The sequence below is a fragment of the Vreelandella sulfidaeris Esulfide1 genome (assembly GCF_054072535.1).
On record NZ_CM133364.1, the window covers coordinates 2,287,220 to 2,301,194 of the forward strand.

Below are 13,975 nucleotides of genomic sequence, written 5' to 3' on the forward strand. Positions count from 1 at the left end.
ATTTGCTGCAACAGTGGTTAAATAGCGCTGGGTTTTGACTGGTTCGCCAGCGCTTCCAGCTTAGCGTGAGCACGACGCCAACGGCCCAGTGCACTCAGCGCGTCTAAATCAGGGCGCGCACGACTATAGCGCAGTTTAGCGGGACGTTTGGTCTCAATGCCCTGGCACGCCAGCATCACTTCTAGCGCGGCAGCACGATCATTACATACCAACAGCATATCGCAGCCTGCCGCTAGCGCCGCCTGAGCGCGCGCTTTAGGATCGCCCGCTTCGTGGGCGCCCGCCATGCTTAAGTCATCGGAAAACACACAGCCTTTGAACCCCAGCGATTCGCGCAACATACCGAGCCAACTAGGTGAAAATCCTGCTGGGCGCTTATCGAAAGCACTGTAAATCACATGCGCAGGCATCACGCCTTCTAGCTGTGTGGCTAGCTGGGCAAAGGGTATCAGGTCATGCCGTTTAATATCCTCTAGCGGACGGTCATCCACCGGCAGTGCGATGTGAGAGTCTGCGGCTACCCCACCATGGCCAGGGAAGTGCTTACCCACCGCCGCCATACCTGCATCGTGTAGGCCCTGAATAAACGCGCTGCCCAATTGCGCTACGTGTTGGGGATCACTGCTAAAACTGCGATCACCAATAACACTTGAGACACCGCTTTCAACATCCAGTACGGGAGCAAAACTTAAGTCCAACCCGCAGGCGGCCATTTCCATTCCCAATAACCACCCAGCATCTTTTGCTAACGCCAAGCCATCCTCGGGATTGTCGCGATAGCGCTCGCCAATGCGCGCCATGGCAGGAAGACGGGTCAACCCTTCTTTAATACGCTGAACGCGTCCGCCCTCTTGATCGACTGCCAGCAGTAAATCAGCACGCACACGGCGAATATCGCTGCAGAGTTGGCGAACCTGATAGCCATTCTCGACATTACGGGCAAATAAAATAACGCCCCCTACCGTCGGTTCAAGTAGTAAGCGCTTTTCTGCAGCCGTCAATTTAGGGCCTTCAAGGTCCAGCATGACCGGGCCTAACGGTTGAGTCATCGTGATAGGTCCATTAAAAGGGGCGATGATTCTAGACGATCGTCTAGCAGAGTCAAAATCTGAGACACATTAACGGTTGTTGCTGTCAGTCACAGCCTGGTTCGTCAAAACACTGCCGACCGCCATGCAACCAAACCGGGGTACCCGGCACTGCTAACGAAAAGATAGTCAGCAAATCACTGTTACGTAAACGGATACAGCCATGGGAAGCAGCAACACCCATCGGCTGATCAGGTGGCGTACCGTGCAGGTAGATATAGCGCCGTTGAGAGTCTACCTGGCCTCCGCGGTTCACTCCCCTTTCTAACCCGCAAAGCCACAAAATACGGGTTAAAATCCAGTCACGTCCTGGATGACTCTCGTCTAGCGCAGGTGAAAATACCTCACCATTCCAGCGTCGGCCCCGAAAAACGGCATTCTCCGGTCTATCAGCACCAATAGCGGCTCGTACATAGTGCCAACCATGGGGTGTTTTACCACTCCCATTTTGCTCTCCATTACCGGCGGCACCGGAAGAGATCGCGTATTCATGAAGCACTTTCGCGCCCCGCCAGCAGCGCAGTAGCTGTTGACTGGTATCAATCTCCAACCAGATGTTTTCAGTTGGAGGTAGCTCAGCTAGCTTGGGCGTTCGCATGTTTTCCTTCTTCGAGGGCAGGAGGTAACGGTGCATTCATGGCAGCAACTACCACCGGACGCAACCGCCTTACTAAATCCCGCACAGTGACCTGCTCGTGATAATCCTTTTCCGCGATATCTCGCAATGCATCGAGTCCTGACAGAGTAAATATCACGGTACCAAGCATAAAGTGTAGTCGCCAAAAGCGTTCCGCGTCAGGCAGGTCTGGTGTCGCCTGACGCACAAGCTCCGTGAAACGGGCAAACACATCGCCATACTCTTGCTGAATATGGCGTCGAAGATGCCCTTGTGCTTGGCTGTAGGCCAGTCCTAGTAAGCGCATGAATACTTTGAGACTATTGCGTTCAGCCGGCACAGCCAGGACGGTTGTTGCCATTGTTTCGAGTAACGTTTCAAGCGGCACAACGTGCCCTTTATGCTGGGCTTCAAGCTCATCAAGCGCGGTGTGAAAACGCACTGTAAAAGGATCTAGATAGCGAGAAAACACAGCCTGTATTAAGGCTTTCTTAGAGCCAAAATGGTAGTTCACGGCTGCTAAGTTGACGCGCGCTTTGCTAGTGATGTTGCGCAGCGAGGTTTCAGCAAAACCACGCTCTGCAAACAGCACTTCAGCGGTATCGAGTATACGGGTCACCGTATCAGACTGAGCCATAGCGCTCTCCAGGGAAACAAGTGTTTAAAACATAGCAAAATACTATTCTATAAACTTGGCAGGCTCAACGCTTGATTTACTAATGAAATATGGCGTCTTGTATAAGCAAAAACTTAGTTTAAAACGATGACTAAAATTGCCCGCGTAGAGAAAATGAGGATTGACAGGCCATATACTGGACAGAGGAACATACTGTATACTTAAACACTTATCGATTAATTCGACGTTTATCTTGTTACTGTCAATTCACTATCAATTTACAAATTATGGAGTCTGGTATGTCGCGTCCGCTAACCGCTCGTCAACAGCATGTTTTTGATTTTATCGTTAAGACCATGGGCGAATTTGGCTACCCTCCTACGCGCGCCGAGATTGCTAAAGCGCTTGGCTTCCGTTCTCCTAATGCGGCTGAAGAACACCTGCGCGCACTTGAGCGCAAGGGGGTTATTCGCATTATCCGCAATACCTCTCGCGGCATCCGCCTGCCCAACCAAGAGCCCCAAGAAGCCCTGGATAGTGCCACCACAACCGTACCCTCCAATGTAGAGCCGCTGCCCACAGGGCTACCGGTGATTGGAGAAGTGGCGGCAGGCAGCCCTATACTGGCCGCCGAGCATATTGATCGCTACTGCCCATTACCACCAGAATACTTCACCCCAAAAGCTGACTACCTACTGCGTGTACGTGGTTTATCAATGAAAGATATCGGCATCTTAGAAGGTGACTTGTTGGCAGTTCACCGCACCGAGCGGGTACGTGATGGACAGATCGTGGTGGCTCGTCTTGAGGATGAAGTGACCGTTAAACGCTTCAAACGCCAGGGGCATCAGGTAACCCTGTTTGCAGAAAATTCCGACTTTGCGCCAATCGAAATAGATCTGCGCTTCCAGTCACTCGATATCGAAGGCGTCGGCGTCGGTGTCATTCGCGGTGGTAACGGGCAGGCGCTCGGCTAAAACAGGCGTTACTGCAGGTCGATATAGCGGTGGTCATTGAAAGTGGCCACCCAATCAGGATGGTAAACTAGCAGAATACTAAGCAACATGCCGGTTAGTAACGCCTCGGATGGCATTAATAGCGGTAGGAAGCGCGCATACTCCTGAGCCAAATAGACAGCATCAGGATCAGTACCCGCGACGACTATCAGCAACACTGCAGCTAACCCTCCTCCCAGCGTTGCCAATGCAGAGCCGAAAAAGCCGCAGACAAAAAGAAATACCATCAGGTTATCCGGTAGGCGCCGATCTACCAACCGCCATACCGTGCCAATGATCGCAGCAGGCACTATTCCGGTGACAAGAATATTAGCTCCCAGCAGCATCCACTCATTGCGACCGATCAATACCATAGCAATATTGATAAGTACGTTACTGATCAGCGCTAGGGGCGCCTTAAACACAAGTGTTAGCAATACCGTAAAGACCAGGTGCAACGTTAGCCAATCAACCGCCTGAGCACGCAGTTGCCACATCAACACCACCGCCAGCGTCGCGCCTAGCCAACGGTGCTGAAGCGCGACGTCTCCCCTCAAGGCCTGCCACGGCCGCCGACTAATTACCCAAGCAACAACTCCTAACGAGAGGAGCGAGGTAAGCAGCAGCATCCAGGGCGCTAATACACTTTGCGCAAATGACATGGTGGCCTCTCGGTTCAATAACTATTAACTAAACACCACAGTTTTGTTGCCATGGACCAGTACCCGATCCTCTAAATGCCACCGCAATCCCCGAGCGAGCACCGCTTTCTCCACATCACGGCCGAAGCGTACTAAATCGGTGGGCGTATGACAGTGGCTAACGCGATGAATATCCTGTTCGATGATAGGACCTGCGTCGAGTTCCTCCGTTACGTAGTGGCAGGTAGCTCCAATCAGTTTAACTCCCCGCTGGTAAGCCTGGTGATAAGGCTTAGCGCCAGCGAACGAGGGTAAGAAACTGTGATGAATATTAATTACTCGCCCCGCATAACGCGTGCATAATTCAGGTGGCAAAATTTGCATATAACGCGCCAACACGATGCAATCAGCACGCGCATTGTCAATTTCAACCTGTACCTTCGCAAACGACGCCTGTTTGTTTTCAGGATCAACCGGAACATGATGGTAGGGAATGCCATACCATTCAGTCAGTGAACGCATATCGTCATGGTTAGAAATAACACCGACAATATCGCAATCCAGCTCACCCGCTTGCCAGCGATAAAGCAGATCTACCAAGCAGTGCGACTCTCGCGACACCATTAGCACCACTCGCCGTCGCTTCTGGGTATCGACCAGTGACCACTGCATATTGAATTCGCTGGCCACCGGTTCAAATGCAACACGTAACGCTTCTATCGACATGCCCACGGAATCCGCCAATATTTCGTAACGCATAAAAAAACAGCCAGTTTCTAAATCTGAATGCTGACTTGCTTCAGTGATGGACCCACCCTGCTGGGCAATAAAACTCGATACTCGCGCAACAATACCCACCCGATCAGGACAGGACACAACTAAACGATAATAATGAGACATGTGAGCTACTCTTGACCTGCTTCTAAGGTAATTATTACAAACCAGCGGCTTAGGATGTTAACCAGACTGCATAGTGTATCGGAAGGCCATGGATGATTGTTAGCCGCCCCTGCCTTCCCGTATAGTTAAGGCACTACTTTTTAGGCTTTTCATAACTAATGCATTCACCACGCGTTCAAATTCGTCCCCGTCGTCGTCCGCCGCTGCGCATGCTGCCGCTGGGGGGATGCGGTGAGATTGGTATGAATCTAACGCTATACGGCTATGACGATCACTGGATTGCCGTTGACTGCGGCATGATGATTCGCCAAGACCTCCCCGACTCGCCGCTCCAGGTGCCCAATGTTGATACACCGAAGGCACTGGGCATCGTGCCGAAAGCACTGTTTATCACTCATGGACATGAAGATCACATTGGCGCTGTTGCTTGGCTATGGCCGCTGTGGAACTGTCCCATTTATGCCACCCCGCTTGCGGCAGGGCTGTTACGGCTTAAATTTGCTGAACATCAACTCAGCAGCGCCGCTATCCAGGTCATCGAACCGGGCGAGGCGTTAGAAAGTGGCCCGTTCACGCTGCGCTATTTACTTTTAACGCATTCAATTCCCGAAAGCTGTGCGCTGATGATGATGGCCGGTGGCTATCGCATTTTACATACCGGTGACTGGAAACTCGATCCCGAGCCACTCATTGGCATGCCGATGAACGCAGCCCAATTCAAAGCGCTTGCCCCCATTGATTTAGTCGTGGGCGACTCCACCAACGCCCCTATGCCTGGTCACTCTGGCAGTGAAGGGGATGTTGCTCGAGCACTCACAAAGACCCTCAGCAACTGCCAGGGCCGTGTGGTAGTTTCTTGTTTTGCTAGCAACCTTGCCCGAGTGCTTGCAATAGGACGCGCAGCCCAACAGTCTGGTCGCCGTATTAGCTTAATGGGCCGCTCTATGGAGCGCATGGTCAGTGTCGCCCGCGGGCTTGGCTATATGGATGATTTACCGCCGCTGGTACCCAATCATGACCTTGGGTATTTACCCCCCAATGAAGTAGTGATTATTGCTACCGGCAGCCAGGGCGAACCCCGCGCCGCGCTACAGCGTCTTGCTCAGGGACGTCATCCTTTTGTCGATCTTCAACCAGGCGATAACGTCATATTTTCGGCTAAAGCTATTCCAGGCAACGAGCGTCCTATTGAGCAACTCAAAAAGCGCTTAACGCATCTAGGTGTCAGTATCTATGACGAGTTCAATCACCCTGAGCTGCACGCCACCGGACATCCCGCTCAAGACGAGCTCATTAAGCTTTATCAGTGGGTTAGGCCAAAACATCTTATGCCTGTGCATGGCGAAGCCCGCCATCAGCAGGCTCATCAGTCGATTGCTGGCCAGCTAGGCATTAGTGCTCCGTTGACACCCGTCAACGGCGATCTAATCTGCTTTGATAGTCATGGATTACGCTGCGAAGCACGATACCCACAGCCGCCCTGTATTGTCAGCCAAAACAGTGTAGTGCCTCATCCCGGCTTGGAAGTGAGCGACGCCAGTACGACTCGCCATGGCAGCTTGTACCTGGCACTGCCAGTAACAGCCACAGCCACAGGCTGGGCGCGTATCGGTCGTTTGATGCTGGACGCATCAGGTGCTAGCCCGCTGGATGAAGATAGCTTTAGCGACTGGCTAGATGATCAGCTTGATGAAATTGCTGCTGATACGCTTGCCGATCTGCGCCATGCGTTACAGCCTCGCCTAATTCACTGGCTAGCAGAACATATGCAGCACCTGCCCGGCGTGCACCTACAAATTATGGCCGCAGAAATGCCTGAGCTCTCCAGTCGTTAGGCCCAGCGCGCCGCGTCCTGCTGGTCGGAATGCCGCTCTTTAACCCAGTACTCGCCTTGAGTAGAGTGCTCTTTTTTCCAGAAAGGCGCCTGGGTTTTTAGGAAGTCCATTATAAAATCGCAGGCTTCAAACGCTTCACGGCGATGGGCGCTGGCAACCAGTACGCGCACAATCGGGTCGCCCGGCCCAAGATAACCCACCCGGTGGATAATACGCACTGCCTGTAACGACCAGCGCTGCCATGCCTGTTCACCTATGTCGGTCAGGGTGCGCTCGGTCATTCCTGGATAGTGCTCTAGCGTTAATCCTGTCACGTCAGGTGTTTCGTTAAAATCACGCACCAATCCGGTAAAACTCACCACTGCGCCAACATCACTGCGTCCTGCTAGCGCATCGTCATACCCATAACTCATCGAGAAAGGCGCTGCTTGAATCGCCACCTTAATATCCATCTTAGTATTCACACTCAGCCCCCTGTGACCGGTGGAAAAAACGCCACCTCATCATCGTCGGTCACTAGTGCATCATCGTTTGCCATCACTTGGTTAATGGCGCATAGCGTACGCTGATCGGTAAGCAGTTTGAACCGACCATCGCGCTCAGCCAGCGCTGCTTTTAAACCACTGATATCGCGGCTAGTAAGCTGATCCAGACCGACGATCACTTCGCTTTCGCCTACTCGCTCGCGTAATTCGGCCAAAAACTTAACCCGCACGCAGGGTGACGGGCAACGCTCACCTAAACTAACCTCTCCCGACATACCATCACCAGTGACAATTGGCGCCTGCACACTCATGCGCTGGTAATCACCGCGCTGGCCGCCCTGTTTACTGTCGAGTTGAATGGCCTCTATACACATGCCTTTATCGACCGCTTTGCACATATCATAAAGAGTCAAACAGGCCACCGAGACGGCGGTAAGCGCTTCCATTTCAACGCCGGTGCGGCCATTCAAGCGGCACAAAGAGGTTACATGAACACAAGACCCAGCCATGTCGATCTCGAATTCAACCGATACCTTTGACAGTGCTAATGCATGGCAGAGGGGAATCAGCTCATGGGTACGCTTTGCTGCCTGGATACCCGCAATACGCGCAGTGGCCAGTACATCCCCTTTGGGCAAGCCACCTTCACTAAGCAGCTTCAGCGTCTCAGGCTGCATGACAATACGTCCCGAGGCGACCGCTTCGCGGCGTGTCTCTTGTTTATCGCCGACATCCACCATATTGGCTTCGCCACGTGTGTTGAGGTGGGTTAGATGCATGTTGGTCACCTTTCCTTTTGGAAGCCAGAGTACTTATGAGCGCAGAGTTCTTATGGGCAGAGTTCTTAATTGCACGGCCCTTAAAGCAAGCGTGTTACTTTTTCGTGCTTACCCAGTCCACTATCCAGCGCGCTATTGCGTCGCTATCGTCAAGGTTTAACTGAGTCACCCCAGTGGCCAAATTGATAGGCGTTGGCGCATTCAGCGCGACCGCCTTAACCCATGGGCCGGTTAAAATGGCCTGGTCCCCAATGCCTTCACGGTAAAGCACCAGCTTAGCAATCGGCCACTCTTTAAAGCCTTCGACAATCACCAAATCTGGATTATGCGGCGCCATCATGGCCACTAACTGGGCTAAATCAGGTTCTTCAAGGCCGGGGGTCTCCTGCATTAACGCAAAGCGCTGGCGGGAGGCTATTAAAACCGGTGCCGCGCCGGCACTGCGCAGCTTATAACTATCTTTACCTGGCTGATCGACATCAAACGAATGATGCGCATGTTTAATGACAGCCACTTTTAAACCTTGCTCGCGCAAGCGTGGCAGCAGTTGCTCTAGTAGCGTCGTTTTACCCGTACCACTCCAGGCGGCAATCCCCAGAATGGGAAAGGATGCGGTTAGTTCATTAGCCATACAGCCGGCACTCCTTATTCTATTTGAGCGCTATCCTGTCAACGATACCATGCACACAATGCACAAGCGCTAAAGAGGACGACGTCACTCGCCCTCTTTTTCCTGAGGCAACAGCCAGTTCAACACAATCCCCACGAGCGCAGCCAAGCTCACGCCTTGCAGCGTAAACTGACCGCCACCAAACTGCATACCGCCAATTCCGAATACCAATATCAGCGAGACGACCACTAAATTGCGGGGTGCTGTCAGCGATTGCCCTGCGCGTACAAGCGTGTTCATACCAACGACTGCAATAGAGCCAAATAGCAGCGTCATGATACCCCCCATCACCGGGCCAGGAATGGTTTGCAGTAGCGCGCCAAGCTTAGACACAAATGCGAGCACAATCGCAATAATCGCTGCCACGACCATGTACTTGGGGTTGAACGCTCGAGTCAGCGTAACGGCTCCAGTAACTTCAGAATAAGTCGTATTGGGCGGCCCGCCGAACAGCGCAGCCACGCTGGTAGCCAACCCATCGCCTAACAGGGTGCGATGTAAGCCGGGTTTCTCCAGATAGTTTTTGCGGGTCACCGACCCTATCGCCACCATGTCACCAATATGCTCCACCGCCGGGGCAATGGCGACCGGGATCATAAATAGGATAGCGGCCCAGTGAAAACTAGGTGCGGTAAAACTGGGCACTGAAAGCCATGCCGCTTCGCGCACTGGCGTAAAGTCCACTACTCCCATCACTAGTGCTAAAACGTAGCCGGTGACAATACCGCCCATAATCGGGATTAGGCGTATTAGACCACGCCCAAAAACGGCCAGCACCAGCGTGACTAGCAAGCTGCTCATGGAGAGAAAAATCGCCGAACCATAACCTATGTTGTCACTGGTTTCACCTGTTGCCATGCTGACCGCTACAGGCGCAAGCGCCAAGCCAATGACCATAATGACCGGTCCGACCACCACGGCCGGCAGTAAGCGATGCAGCCATGCGGTTCCTTTTAATCGCACCGCTTGCGAGATAGCCACATACACTAACCCTGCCGCCATTAGGCCCCCCATCGTGGCCGACACGCCGAAACTCGCCGCCGACCCTTGAATAGGCGCAATAAAGGCAAACGATGAAGCCAAAAAAACGGGCACGGTCTGCTTAGTGACTGCATGAAATATCAACGTACCAGCACCGGCGGTGAAGAGGGCGACACTGGGGTCAAGGCCAGTCAAAAGGGGCACTAATACCAAAGCCCCAAACGCTACAAACAGCATTTGTGCACCGGTTAACACTACTTTTGGCCACGACTCAGCCTGGCTGGTAGCTTCACGCATCAGAGAATTCCTAGTGATTTTTAGATAAAGGGTGTGCAAAAAAATGCCCCTAACGCAAAGCGTAAGGGGCAAGATTAAAAAGGACGCTTAGCGCGTTCCGAAGATCTTATCGCCAGCATCCCCTAACCCAGGGACGATATAACCATTTTCATCGAGTCGATCATCGACCGAAGCAGTGTAAATTTCGATATCGGGGTAAGCGTCCTGCACCCGCTTAATTCCTTCAGGAGCGGCAACCAGGACAATGACCTTCATATGTTCGCAGCCGCGCTCCCGCAGCATATCTAGCGTGGCCACCATTGAACCTCCGGTTGCCAGCATCGGATCAATCACGATCGCCATACGCTCTTCGATATCATTGGCAAACTTAGCGAAGTAAGGAACCGGCTGAAGCGTCTCCTCATCGCGGTATAGCCCAACGACACTGACGCGTGCACTAGGGATCAAGTCCGTTACGCCTTCAAGCATGCCAAGCCCAGCGCGCAAAATTGGCACGACGGTCACTTTTTTCCCTTTCAGTCGCCGCGTTGCAATCGGCTCTCCATTCCACCCCTGGATTTCATGATCCTCTAGCTCCAGGCCTTTGGTTGCTTCGTAGGTCAACAGCTTGGCGACTTCACCTGCCAGCTCACGAAAGCTCTTGGTGCTCAAATCAACTTCGCGCATCAGTCCCAGCTTATGTTGAACAAGCGGATGGTTAATGGCGTAAACACTCATAGGACTTCCTCACTGCAGGGCGTTAGAATGGCAACCTGGGGTATATCGCTAGGCGCAAAATTGCGCATATTCTACCCACAACCACTGGCGAGGTTAAGGGTTTTCCGGCAATTGCCAATCGATGGGTGCTCTTCCCTGCGCTTGTAGAAATTGATTTGCTTGGGAAAAATGCCGTGTACCGAAGAAACCACGATGCGCGGAGAGCGGTGACGGGTGCGGAGCCTCAAGGATTAAATGGCGCCTTTGGTCAATCAGCGCTTTCTTCTGGCGCGCATGGCTTCCCCAAAGGAGAAATACACTGGGAGGCGCGTGTTCGCTGACGGTTTCAATTGCACGGTCGGTGAACGTCTCCCACCCCTTGCCGCGGTGAGAGCCAGCGTTGCCCTGCTCCACTGTTAAAGACGTGTTTAACAGTAGGACACCTTGCTTTGCCCATGATTCTAAATGGCCGTGCTGTACCGGTTTAAAACCTACATCAGTTGCCAACTCTTTATAGATATTGACCAAGGATGGCGGCACTTTTACACCAGGTTGCACGGAAAAGCTGATGCCGTGCGCCTGATGGGGGCCGTGATAGGGATCTTGCCCCAAAATGACAACTTTCACTTCCTTCAGAGGGGTCAATTCAAAGGCACGAAACCAATGAGATGAGTGCGGATAAATGGTTTTTTTAGCGGCTTTCTGCTCCGCTAAAAATTCTTTCAGCGCTAACATATAATCAGCCTGAAATTCATTACCCAACCACTGACGCCAATCTTCGGGAAGTGGGTTATTCATCATTACCTCTTCATTTGGTCGACAAGTGGCTCAACGTAAGCAATACCCATATCCCAAGGAAATTGAATCCAGCACTGCTGAGCGACTTCTGTCAGGTATTGATCCACTAAAGGGCGACCATCCGGCTTGGCATAAATAGTGACAAAATGGGCCTTAGGCAGCATCTTGCGTACCGCACGAGCCGTTTTGCCGGTATCCACCAAATCATCAACAAGCAACCAGCCTTCACCGTCATGATCGACGCCCTTCATAATATCCAGGCCACCCTGATCCATGTGGTCATAGCTTTTGATGCAGACAGTATCGATCAGGCGGATATTAAGTTCCCGTGCGATGAGCGCAGCAGGAATTAAACCGCCACGAGTAATCGCCACAATGCCTTTAAAATCGCGTTCGATCATTTGATGACAAAGGGTACGAACATCACGGTGCAGCTGATCCCAGGAGACAGTGAAATGTTGATGATAACGATCGCTGCTCATAGGGATTACTCGTTTTCGTTGAAAGAACAAACGGCGAACACACTGTAGCCCGCATCGCGAATTTTTTGAGAGCCGCCCAGCTCTGGCAAATCAATAATAGTCGCGGTTTCCACTACCTGACCACCGCTGCGCTGGATAAGGTTGGCCGCGGCCAGCATAGTACCGCCGGTTGCGATCAAGTCATCCATTAGCAGGATACGATCATCTTTCTGGAAAGCATCTGAATGTAGCTCAACTTCAGAATGGCCATATTCCAGCGTATAAGTCTCGCTAATAGTCTTGAACGGCAGCTTGCCCTTCTTACGCACCGGCACAAAGCTACATCCCAATTCGTAAGCTAGTGGCGCGCCGATAATGAAACCGCGGGCATCAATCGCCGCGATGGCATCCAGGTTCATTTCTTGATAGCGGTGTACGAAGCTATCGATCAACTTGCGAAAGGCAGCGCTATTTTGCAGCAAAGGGGTAATATCACGAAAATTCACGCCCTGCTCAGGCCAATCGGGAACCGTGCGAATAACGGACTTAATGTAGTCGCCGTAGATGCTCATCGCGTCTCTCATCGAATAGTAAAAAAGTTAAGGGGCAAGCAGATGCAAAGCCCGATCAAATTAAGAATAGGTATCTTGTTGCAAACAGCAGCGACAAAATAATGACGGCCGGATTCAAGTCGCTGAAACGGCCCGAAAGCGCCTTAATTGCCACATAGCTGATAAAGCCTAGCGCAATCCCTTCTGCAATTGAGAACGTCAATGGCATGGCCAGTGCGGCAATCAACACAGGAGCACCATCCGTGGGGTCTTCCCAGTTAGCGTGCGCCAAGCTACCAGCCATTAATACGGCCACATATAGCAATGCACCGGCCGTGGCATACGCTGGGATAGAGCCTGCCAACGGGGCAAAGAACAGACTAATGAGGAATAAACCGCCAACGATTACCGCCGTTAAACCAGTACGTCCACCGGATGCAATACCTGCAGTTGATTCAATATAGCTAGTGGTGGTGGAAGTACCCAGCGCAGCACCCGCCATAGAAGCCGTACTGTCGGCCATCATAGCGCGGCCAATGCGCGGCAACTTGCCATCTTTGTCTAACAGTTTGCCGCGGTGTGCAACCCCCACTAACGTGCCGGACGTATCGAATAAATCCACAAATAGGAAAGCAAAAATGACACTGAGCATCGCCACATCCAGCGCGCCCATCAAATCCATCGCCATAAAGGTAGGCGCAATCGACGGGGGCATCGACATCAGCCCGCCATACTCATTATGGCCAAGGACCATGGCCATCACCGTGATGCCCAAAATACCGATCATGACCGCCCCGGTAACTCTCAAATATGAGAGCGCGGTAATAACAAAGAAGCCGAGCAGTGCATAAATAGCAGGCGGCTGAGAGAGATCTCCCAATGAAACAAACGTCGCTGGATTAGCGACCACGATACCCGCATTCTTAAGCGCTATCATCGCCAAGAAAAGGCCGATACCGGCGGCAATACCGAGCCGTAACGTCATAGGAATGGAGTTGATAATCCACTCCCGAATTCTAAAAATGCTTAATAAGAAAAAGGTTAAGCCGGAGAAGAAGACAGCCCCCAACGCCGCCTCCCAGGTGTAGCCCATTCCCAGTACCACACCGTAGGTGAAAAAGGCATTTAAACCCATACCTGGTGCCTGGGCGATAGGATAATTGGCCCACAAGCCCATCACAAAACAACCAATCGCCGCGGCCAAGCATGTCGCAACAAATACCGCACCGTAGTCCATGCCTGCTTCAGACAAGATGCTCGGGTTAACGAAAATAATGTAGGCCATCGTCAGGAACGTGGTGATCCCAGCGATAACTTCTGTTTTCACATTGGTTTTATGCTCAGTGAGCTTGAAATAGTTATCCAGAAGTTTCATGAATGTTCTTATCCTTAGCGCTAACGCCGCATGGTTAGTATGCGTTCTGGTGCTGAGAAAAGCCGCACATACTACCGAAACGCTCCCCATGATGCGAGCGCCTAAGTATGGCGACCAATATACGCGGAAACAGCCCCGCCGATTATGCCAAGCAATCTTTAGGCCACGAGCTAACCGATCGGTCAATTCTG

At 52.2% G+C, this 13,975-nt stretch carries 16 protein-coding genes; 2 read left to right on the forward strand and 14 right to left on the reverse strand.

What is annotated here, in order from left to right:
- Nucleotides 1-17 precede the first annotated feature (17 nt).
- The 3 genes from nagZ to ACW44H_RS10690 form a co-directional block, all read right to left on the reverse strand.
- Nucleotides 18-1,049, reverse strand: a complete 1,032-nt coding sequence (nagZ, locus tag ACW44H_RS10680; RefSeq protein ID WP_457504446.1) for a beta-N-acetylhexosaminidase — start codon at nt 1,047-1,049, stop codon at nt 18-20.
- An 85-nt stretch (nt 1,050-1,134) separates the two neighbouring features.
- On the reverse strand, nt 1,135-1,686 hold the full coding sequence (locus ACW44H_RS10685; RefSeq protein ID WP_457504448.1) for a L,D-transpeptidase family protein: 552 nt from the start codon (nt 1,684-1,686) through the stop codon (nt 1,135-1,137).
- Nucleotides 1,664-2,341: a TetR/AcrR family transcriptional regulator gene (locus tag ACW44H_RS10690; protein WP_113269672.1), complete on the reverse strand. Its 678-nt coding sequence runs from the start codon at nt 2,339-2,341 to the stop codon at nt 1,664-1,666. Before ACW44H_RS10690 ends, ACW44H_RS10685 begins: the two co-directional genes overlap by 23 nt.
- Before the next feature lie 278 nt (nt 2,342-2,619).
- Here ACW44H_RS10690 and lexA point away from each other — a divergent pair, with 278 nt between their 5' ends.
- Nucleotides 2,620-3,297, forward strand: a complete 678-nt coding sequence (gene lexA / locus ACW44H_RS10695) for a transcriptional repressor LexA (protein ID WP_113269671.1) — start codon at nt 2,620-2,622, stop codon at nt 3,295-3,297.
- An 8-nt stretch (nt 3,298-3,305) separates the two neighbouring features.
- On the opposite strand, the gene ACW44H_RS10700 is transcribed toward lexA, so the two are convergent.
- Together ACW44H_RS10700 and purU are read right to left on the reverse strand one after the other, a co-directional pair.
- Nucleotides 3,306-3,977: an energy-coupling factor ABC transporter permease gene (locus tag ACW44H_RS10700; RefSeq protein ID WP_113269670.1), complete on the reverse strand. Its 672-nt coding sequence runs from the start codon at nt 3,975-3,977 to the stop codon at nt 3,306-3,308.
- A gap of 24 nt (nt 3,978-4,001) precedes the next feature.
- Nucleotides 4,002-4,856 (reverse strand): formyltetrahydrofolate deformylase, encoded by an 855-nt coding sequence (gene purU, locus ACW44H_RS10705; protein WP_113269669.1) that lies wholly within the window; start codon nt 4,854-4,856, stop codon nt 4,002-4,004.
- Between the two features lie 242 nt (nt 4,857-5,098).
- Here purU and ACW44H_RS10710 point away from each other — a divergent pair, with 242 nt between their 5' ends.
- Nucleotides 5,099-6,691 carry a ribonuclease J gene (locus ACW44H_RS10710; RefSeq protein ID WP_457508999.1) on the forward strand — a complete coding sequence of 531 codons (1,593 nt, stop codon included), beginning with the start codon at nt 5,099-5,101 and terminating at the stop codon, nt 6,689-6,691.
- On the opposite strand, the gene moaE is transcribed toward ACW44H_RS10710, so the two are convergent.
- From moaE to ACW44H_RS10755, 9 genes are all read right to left on the reverse strand, one after another.
- Nucleotides 6,688-7,143: a molybdopterin synthase catalytic subunit MoaE gene (gene moaE / locus ACW44H_RS10715; protein WP_457509001.1), complete on the reverse strand. Its 456-nt coding sequence runs from the start codon at nt 7,141-7,143 to the stop codon at nt 6,688-6,690. The two genes, ACW44H_RS10710 and moaE, sit on opposite strands and share 4 nt — an antisense overlap.
- Nucleotides 7,144-7,157: 14 nt before the next feature.
- Complete coding sequence (moaC, locus tag ACW44H_RS10720; protein WP_457504449.1) at nt 7,158-7,955, reverse strand: cyclic pyranopterin monophosphate synthase MoaC; 798 nt, start codon at nt 7,953-7,955, stop codon at nt 7,158-7,160.
- Between the two features lie 94 nt (nt 7,956-8,049).
- Nucleotides 8,050-8,586 carry a molybdopterin-guanine dinucleotide biosynthesis protein B gene (mobB, locus tag ACW44H_RS10725; protein WP_457504450.1) on the reverse strand — a complete coding sequence of 179 codons (537 nt, stop codon included), beginning with the start codon at nt 8,584-8,586 and terminating at the stop codon, nt 8,050-8,052.
- Between the two features lie 84 nt (nt 8,587-8,670).
- Complete coding sequence (locus ACW44H_RS10730) at nt 8,671-9,903, reverse strand: uracil-xanthine permease family protein (protein ID WP_457504452.1); 1,233 nt, start codon at nt 9,901-9,903, stop codon at nt 8,671-8,673.
- 87 nt (nt 9,904-9,990) lie between these two features.
- Nucleotides 9,991-10,620: a uracil phosphoribosyltransferase gene (upp, locus tag ACW44H_RS10735; protein ID WP_113269665.1), complete on the reverse strand. Its 630-nt coding sequence runs from the start codon at nt 10,618-10,620 to the stop codon at nt 9,991-9,993.
- A 93-nt stretch (nt 10,621-10,713) separates the two neighbouring features.
- Entirely contained in the window at nt 10,714-11,397 is a 684-nt protein-coding gene (gene ung / locus ACW44H_RS10740) for a uracil-DNA glycosylase (protein ID WP_196238090.1), read from the reverse strand.
- Between the two features lie 2 nt (nt 11,398-11,399).
- A complete protein-coding gene (gene gpt, locus ACW44H_RS10745) occupies nt 11,400-11,879 on the reverse strand; it encodes a xanthine phosphoribosyltransferase (protein ID WP_113269663.1) in 480 nt (159 codons plus the stop codon).
- A gap of 5 nt (nt 11,880-11,884) precedes the next feature.
- A complete protein-coding gene (locus tag ACW44H_RS10750; RefSeq protein WP_113269662.1) occupies nt 11,885-12,430 on the reverse strand; it encodes an adenine phosphoribosyltransferase in 546 nt (181 codons plus the stop codon).
- A 55-nt stretch (nt 12,431-12,485) separates the two neighbouring features.
- On the reverse strand, nt 12,486-13,784 hold the full coding sequence (locus tag ACW44H_RS10755) for an NCS2 family permease (RefSeq protein WP_113269661.1): 1,299 nt from the start codon (nt 13,782-13,784) through the stop codon (nt 12,486-12,488).
- Nucleotides 13,785-13,975 lie beyond the last annotated feature (191 nt).

Bases quoted from the DNA above. Each gene is read 5' to 3' on its own strand.
- nagZ (WP_457504446.1), bottom strand. From the start codon at position 1,049: ATGACTCAACCGTTAGGCCCGGTCATGCTGGACCTTGAAGGCCCTAAA.
- ACW44H_RS10685 (WP_457504448.1), bottom strand. From the start codon at position 1,686: ATGCGAACGCCCAAGCTAGCTGAGCTACCTCCAACTGAAAACATCTGG.
- ACW44H_RS10690 (WP_113269672.1), bottom strand. From the start codon at position 2,341: ATGGCTCAGTCTGATACGGTGACCCGTATACTCGATACCGCTGAAGTG.
- lexA (WP_113269671.1), top strand. From the start codon at position 2,620: ATGTCGCGTCCGCTAACCGCTCGTCAACAGCATGTTTTTGATTTTATC.
- ACW44H_RS10700 (WP_113269670.1), bottom strand. From the start codon at position 3,977: ATGTCATTTGCGCAAAGTGTATTAGCGCCCTGGATGCTGCTGCTTACC.
- purU (WP_113269669.1), bottom strand. From the start codon at position 4,856: ATGTCTCATTATTATCGTTTAGTTGTGTCCTGTCCTGATCGGGTGGGT.
- ACW44H_RS10710 (WP_457508999.1), top strand. From the start codon at position 5,099: ATGAATCTAACGCTATACGGCTATGACGATCACTGGATTGCCGTTGAC.
- moaE (WP_457509001.1), bottom strand. From the start codon at position 7,143: ATGGATATTAAGGTGGCGATTCAAGCAGCGCCTTTCTCGATGAGTTAT.
- moaC (WP_457504449.1), bottom strand. From the start codon at position 7,955: ATGCATCTAACCCACCTCAACACACGTGGCGAAGCCAATATGGTGGAT.
- mobB (WP_457504450.1), bottom strand. From the start codon at position 8,586: ATGGCTAATGAACTAACCGCATCCTTTCCCATTCTGGGGATTGCCGCC.
- ACW44H_RS10730 (WP_457504452.1), bottom strand. From the start codon at position 9,903: ATGCGTGAAGCTACCAGCCAGGCTGAGTCGTGGCCAAAAGTAGTGTTA.
- upp (WP_113269665.1), bottom strand. From the start codon at position 10,620: ATGAGTGTTTACGCCATTAACCATCCGCTTGTTCAACATAAGCTGGGA.
- ung (WP_196238090.1), bottom strand. From the start codon at position 11,397: ATGAATAACCCACTTCCCGAAGATTGGCGTCAGTGGTTGGGTAATGAA.
- gpt (WP_113269663.1), bottom strand. From the start codon at position 11,879: ATGAGCAGCGATCGTTATCATCAACATTTCACTGTCTCCTGGGATCAG.
- ACW44H_RS10750 (WP_113269662.1), bottom strand. From the start codon at position 12,430: ATGAGCATCTACGGCGACTACATTAAGTCCGTTATTCGCACGGTTCCC.
- ACW44H_RS10755 (WP_113269661.1), bottom strand. From the start codon at position 13,784: ATGAAACTTCTGGATAACTATTTCAAGCTCACTGAGCATAAAACCAAT.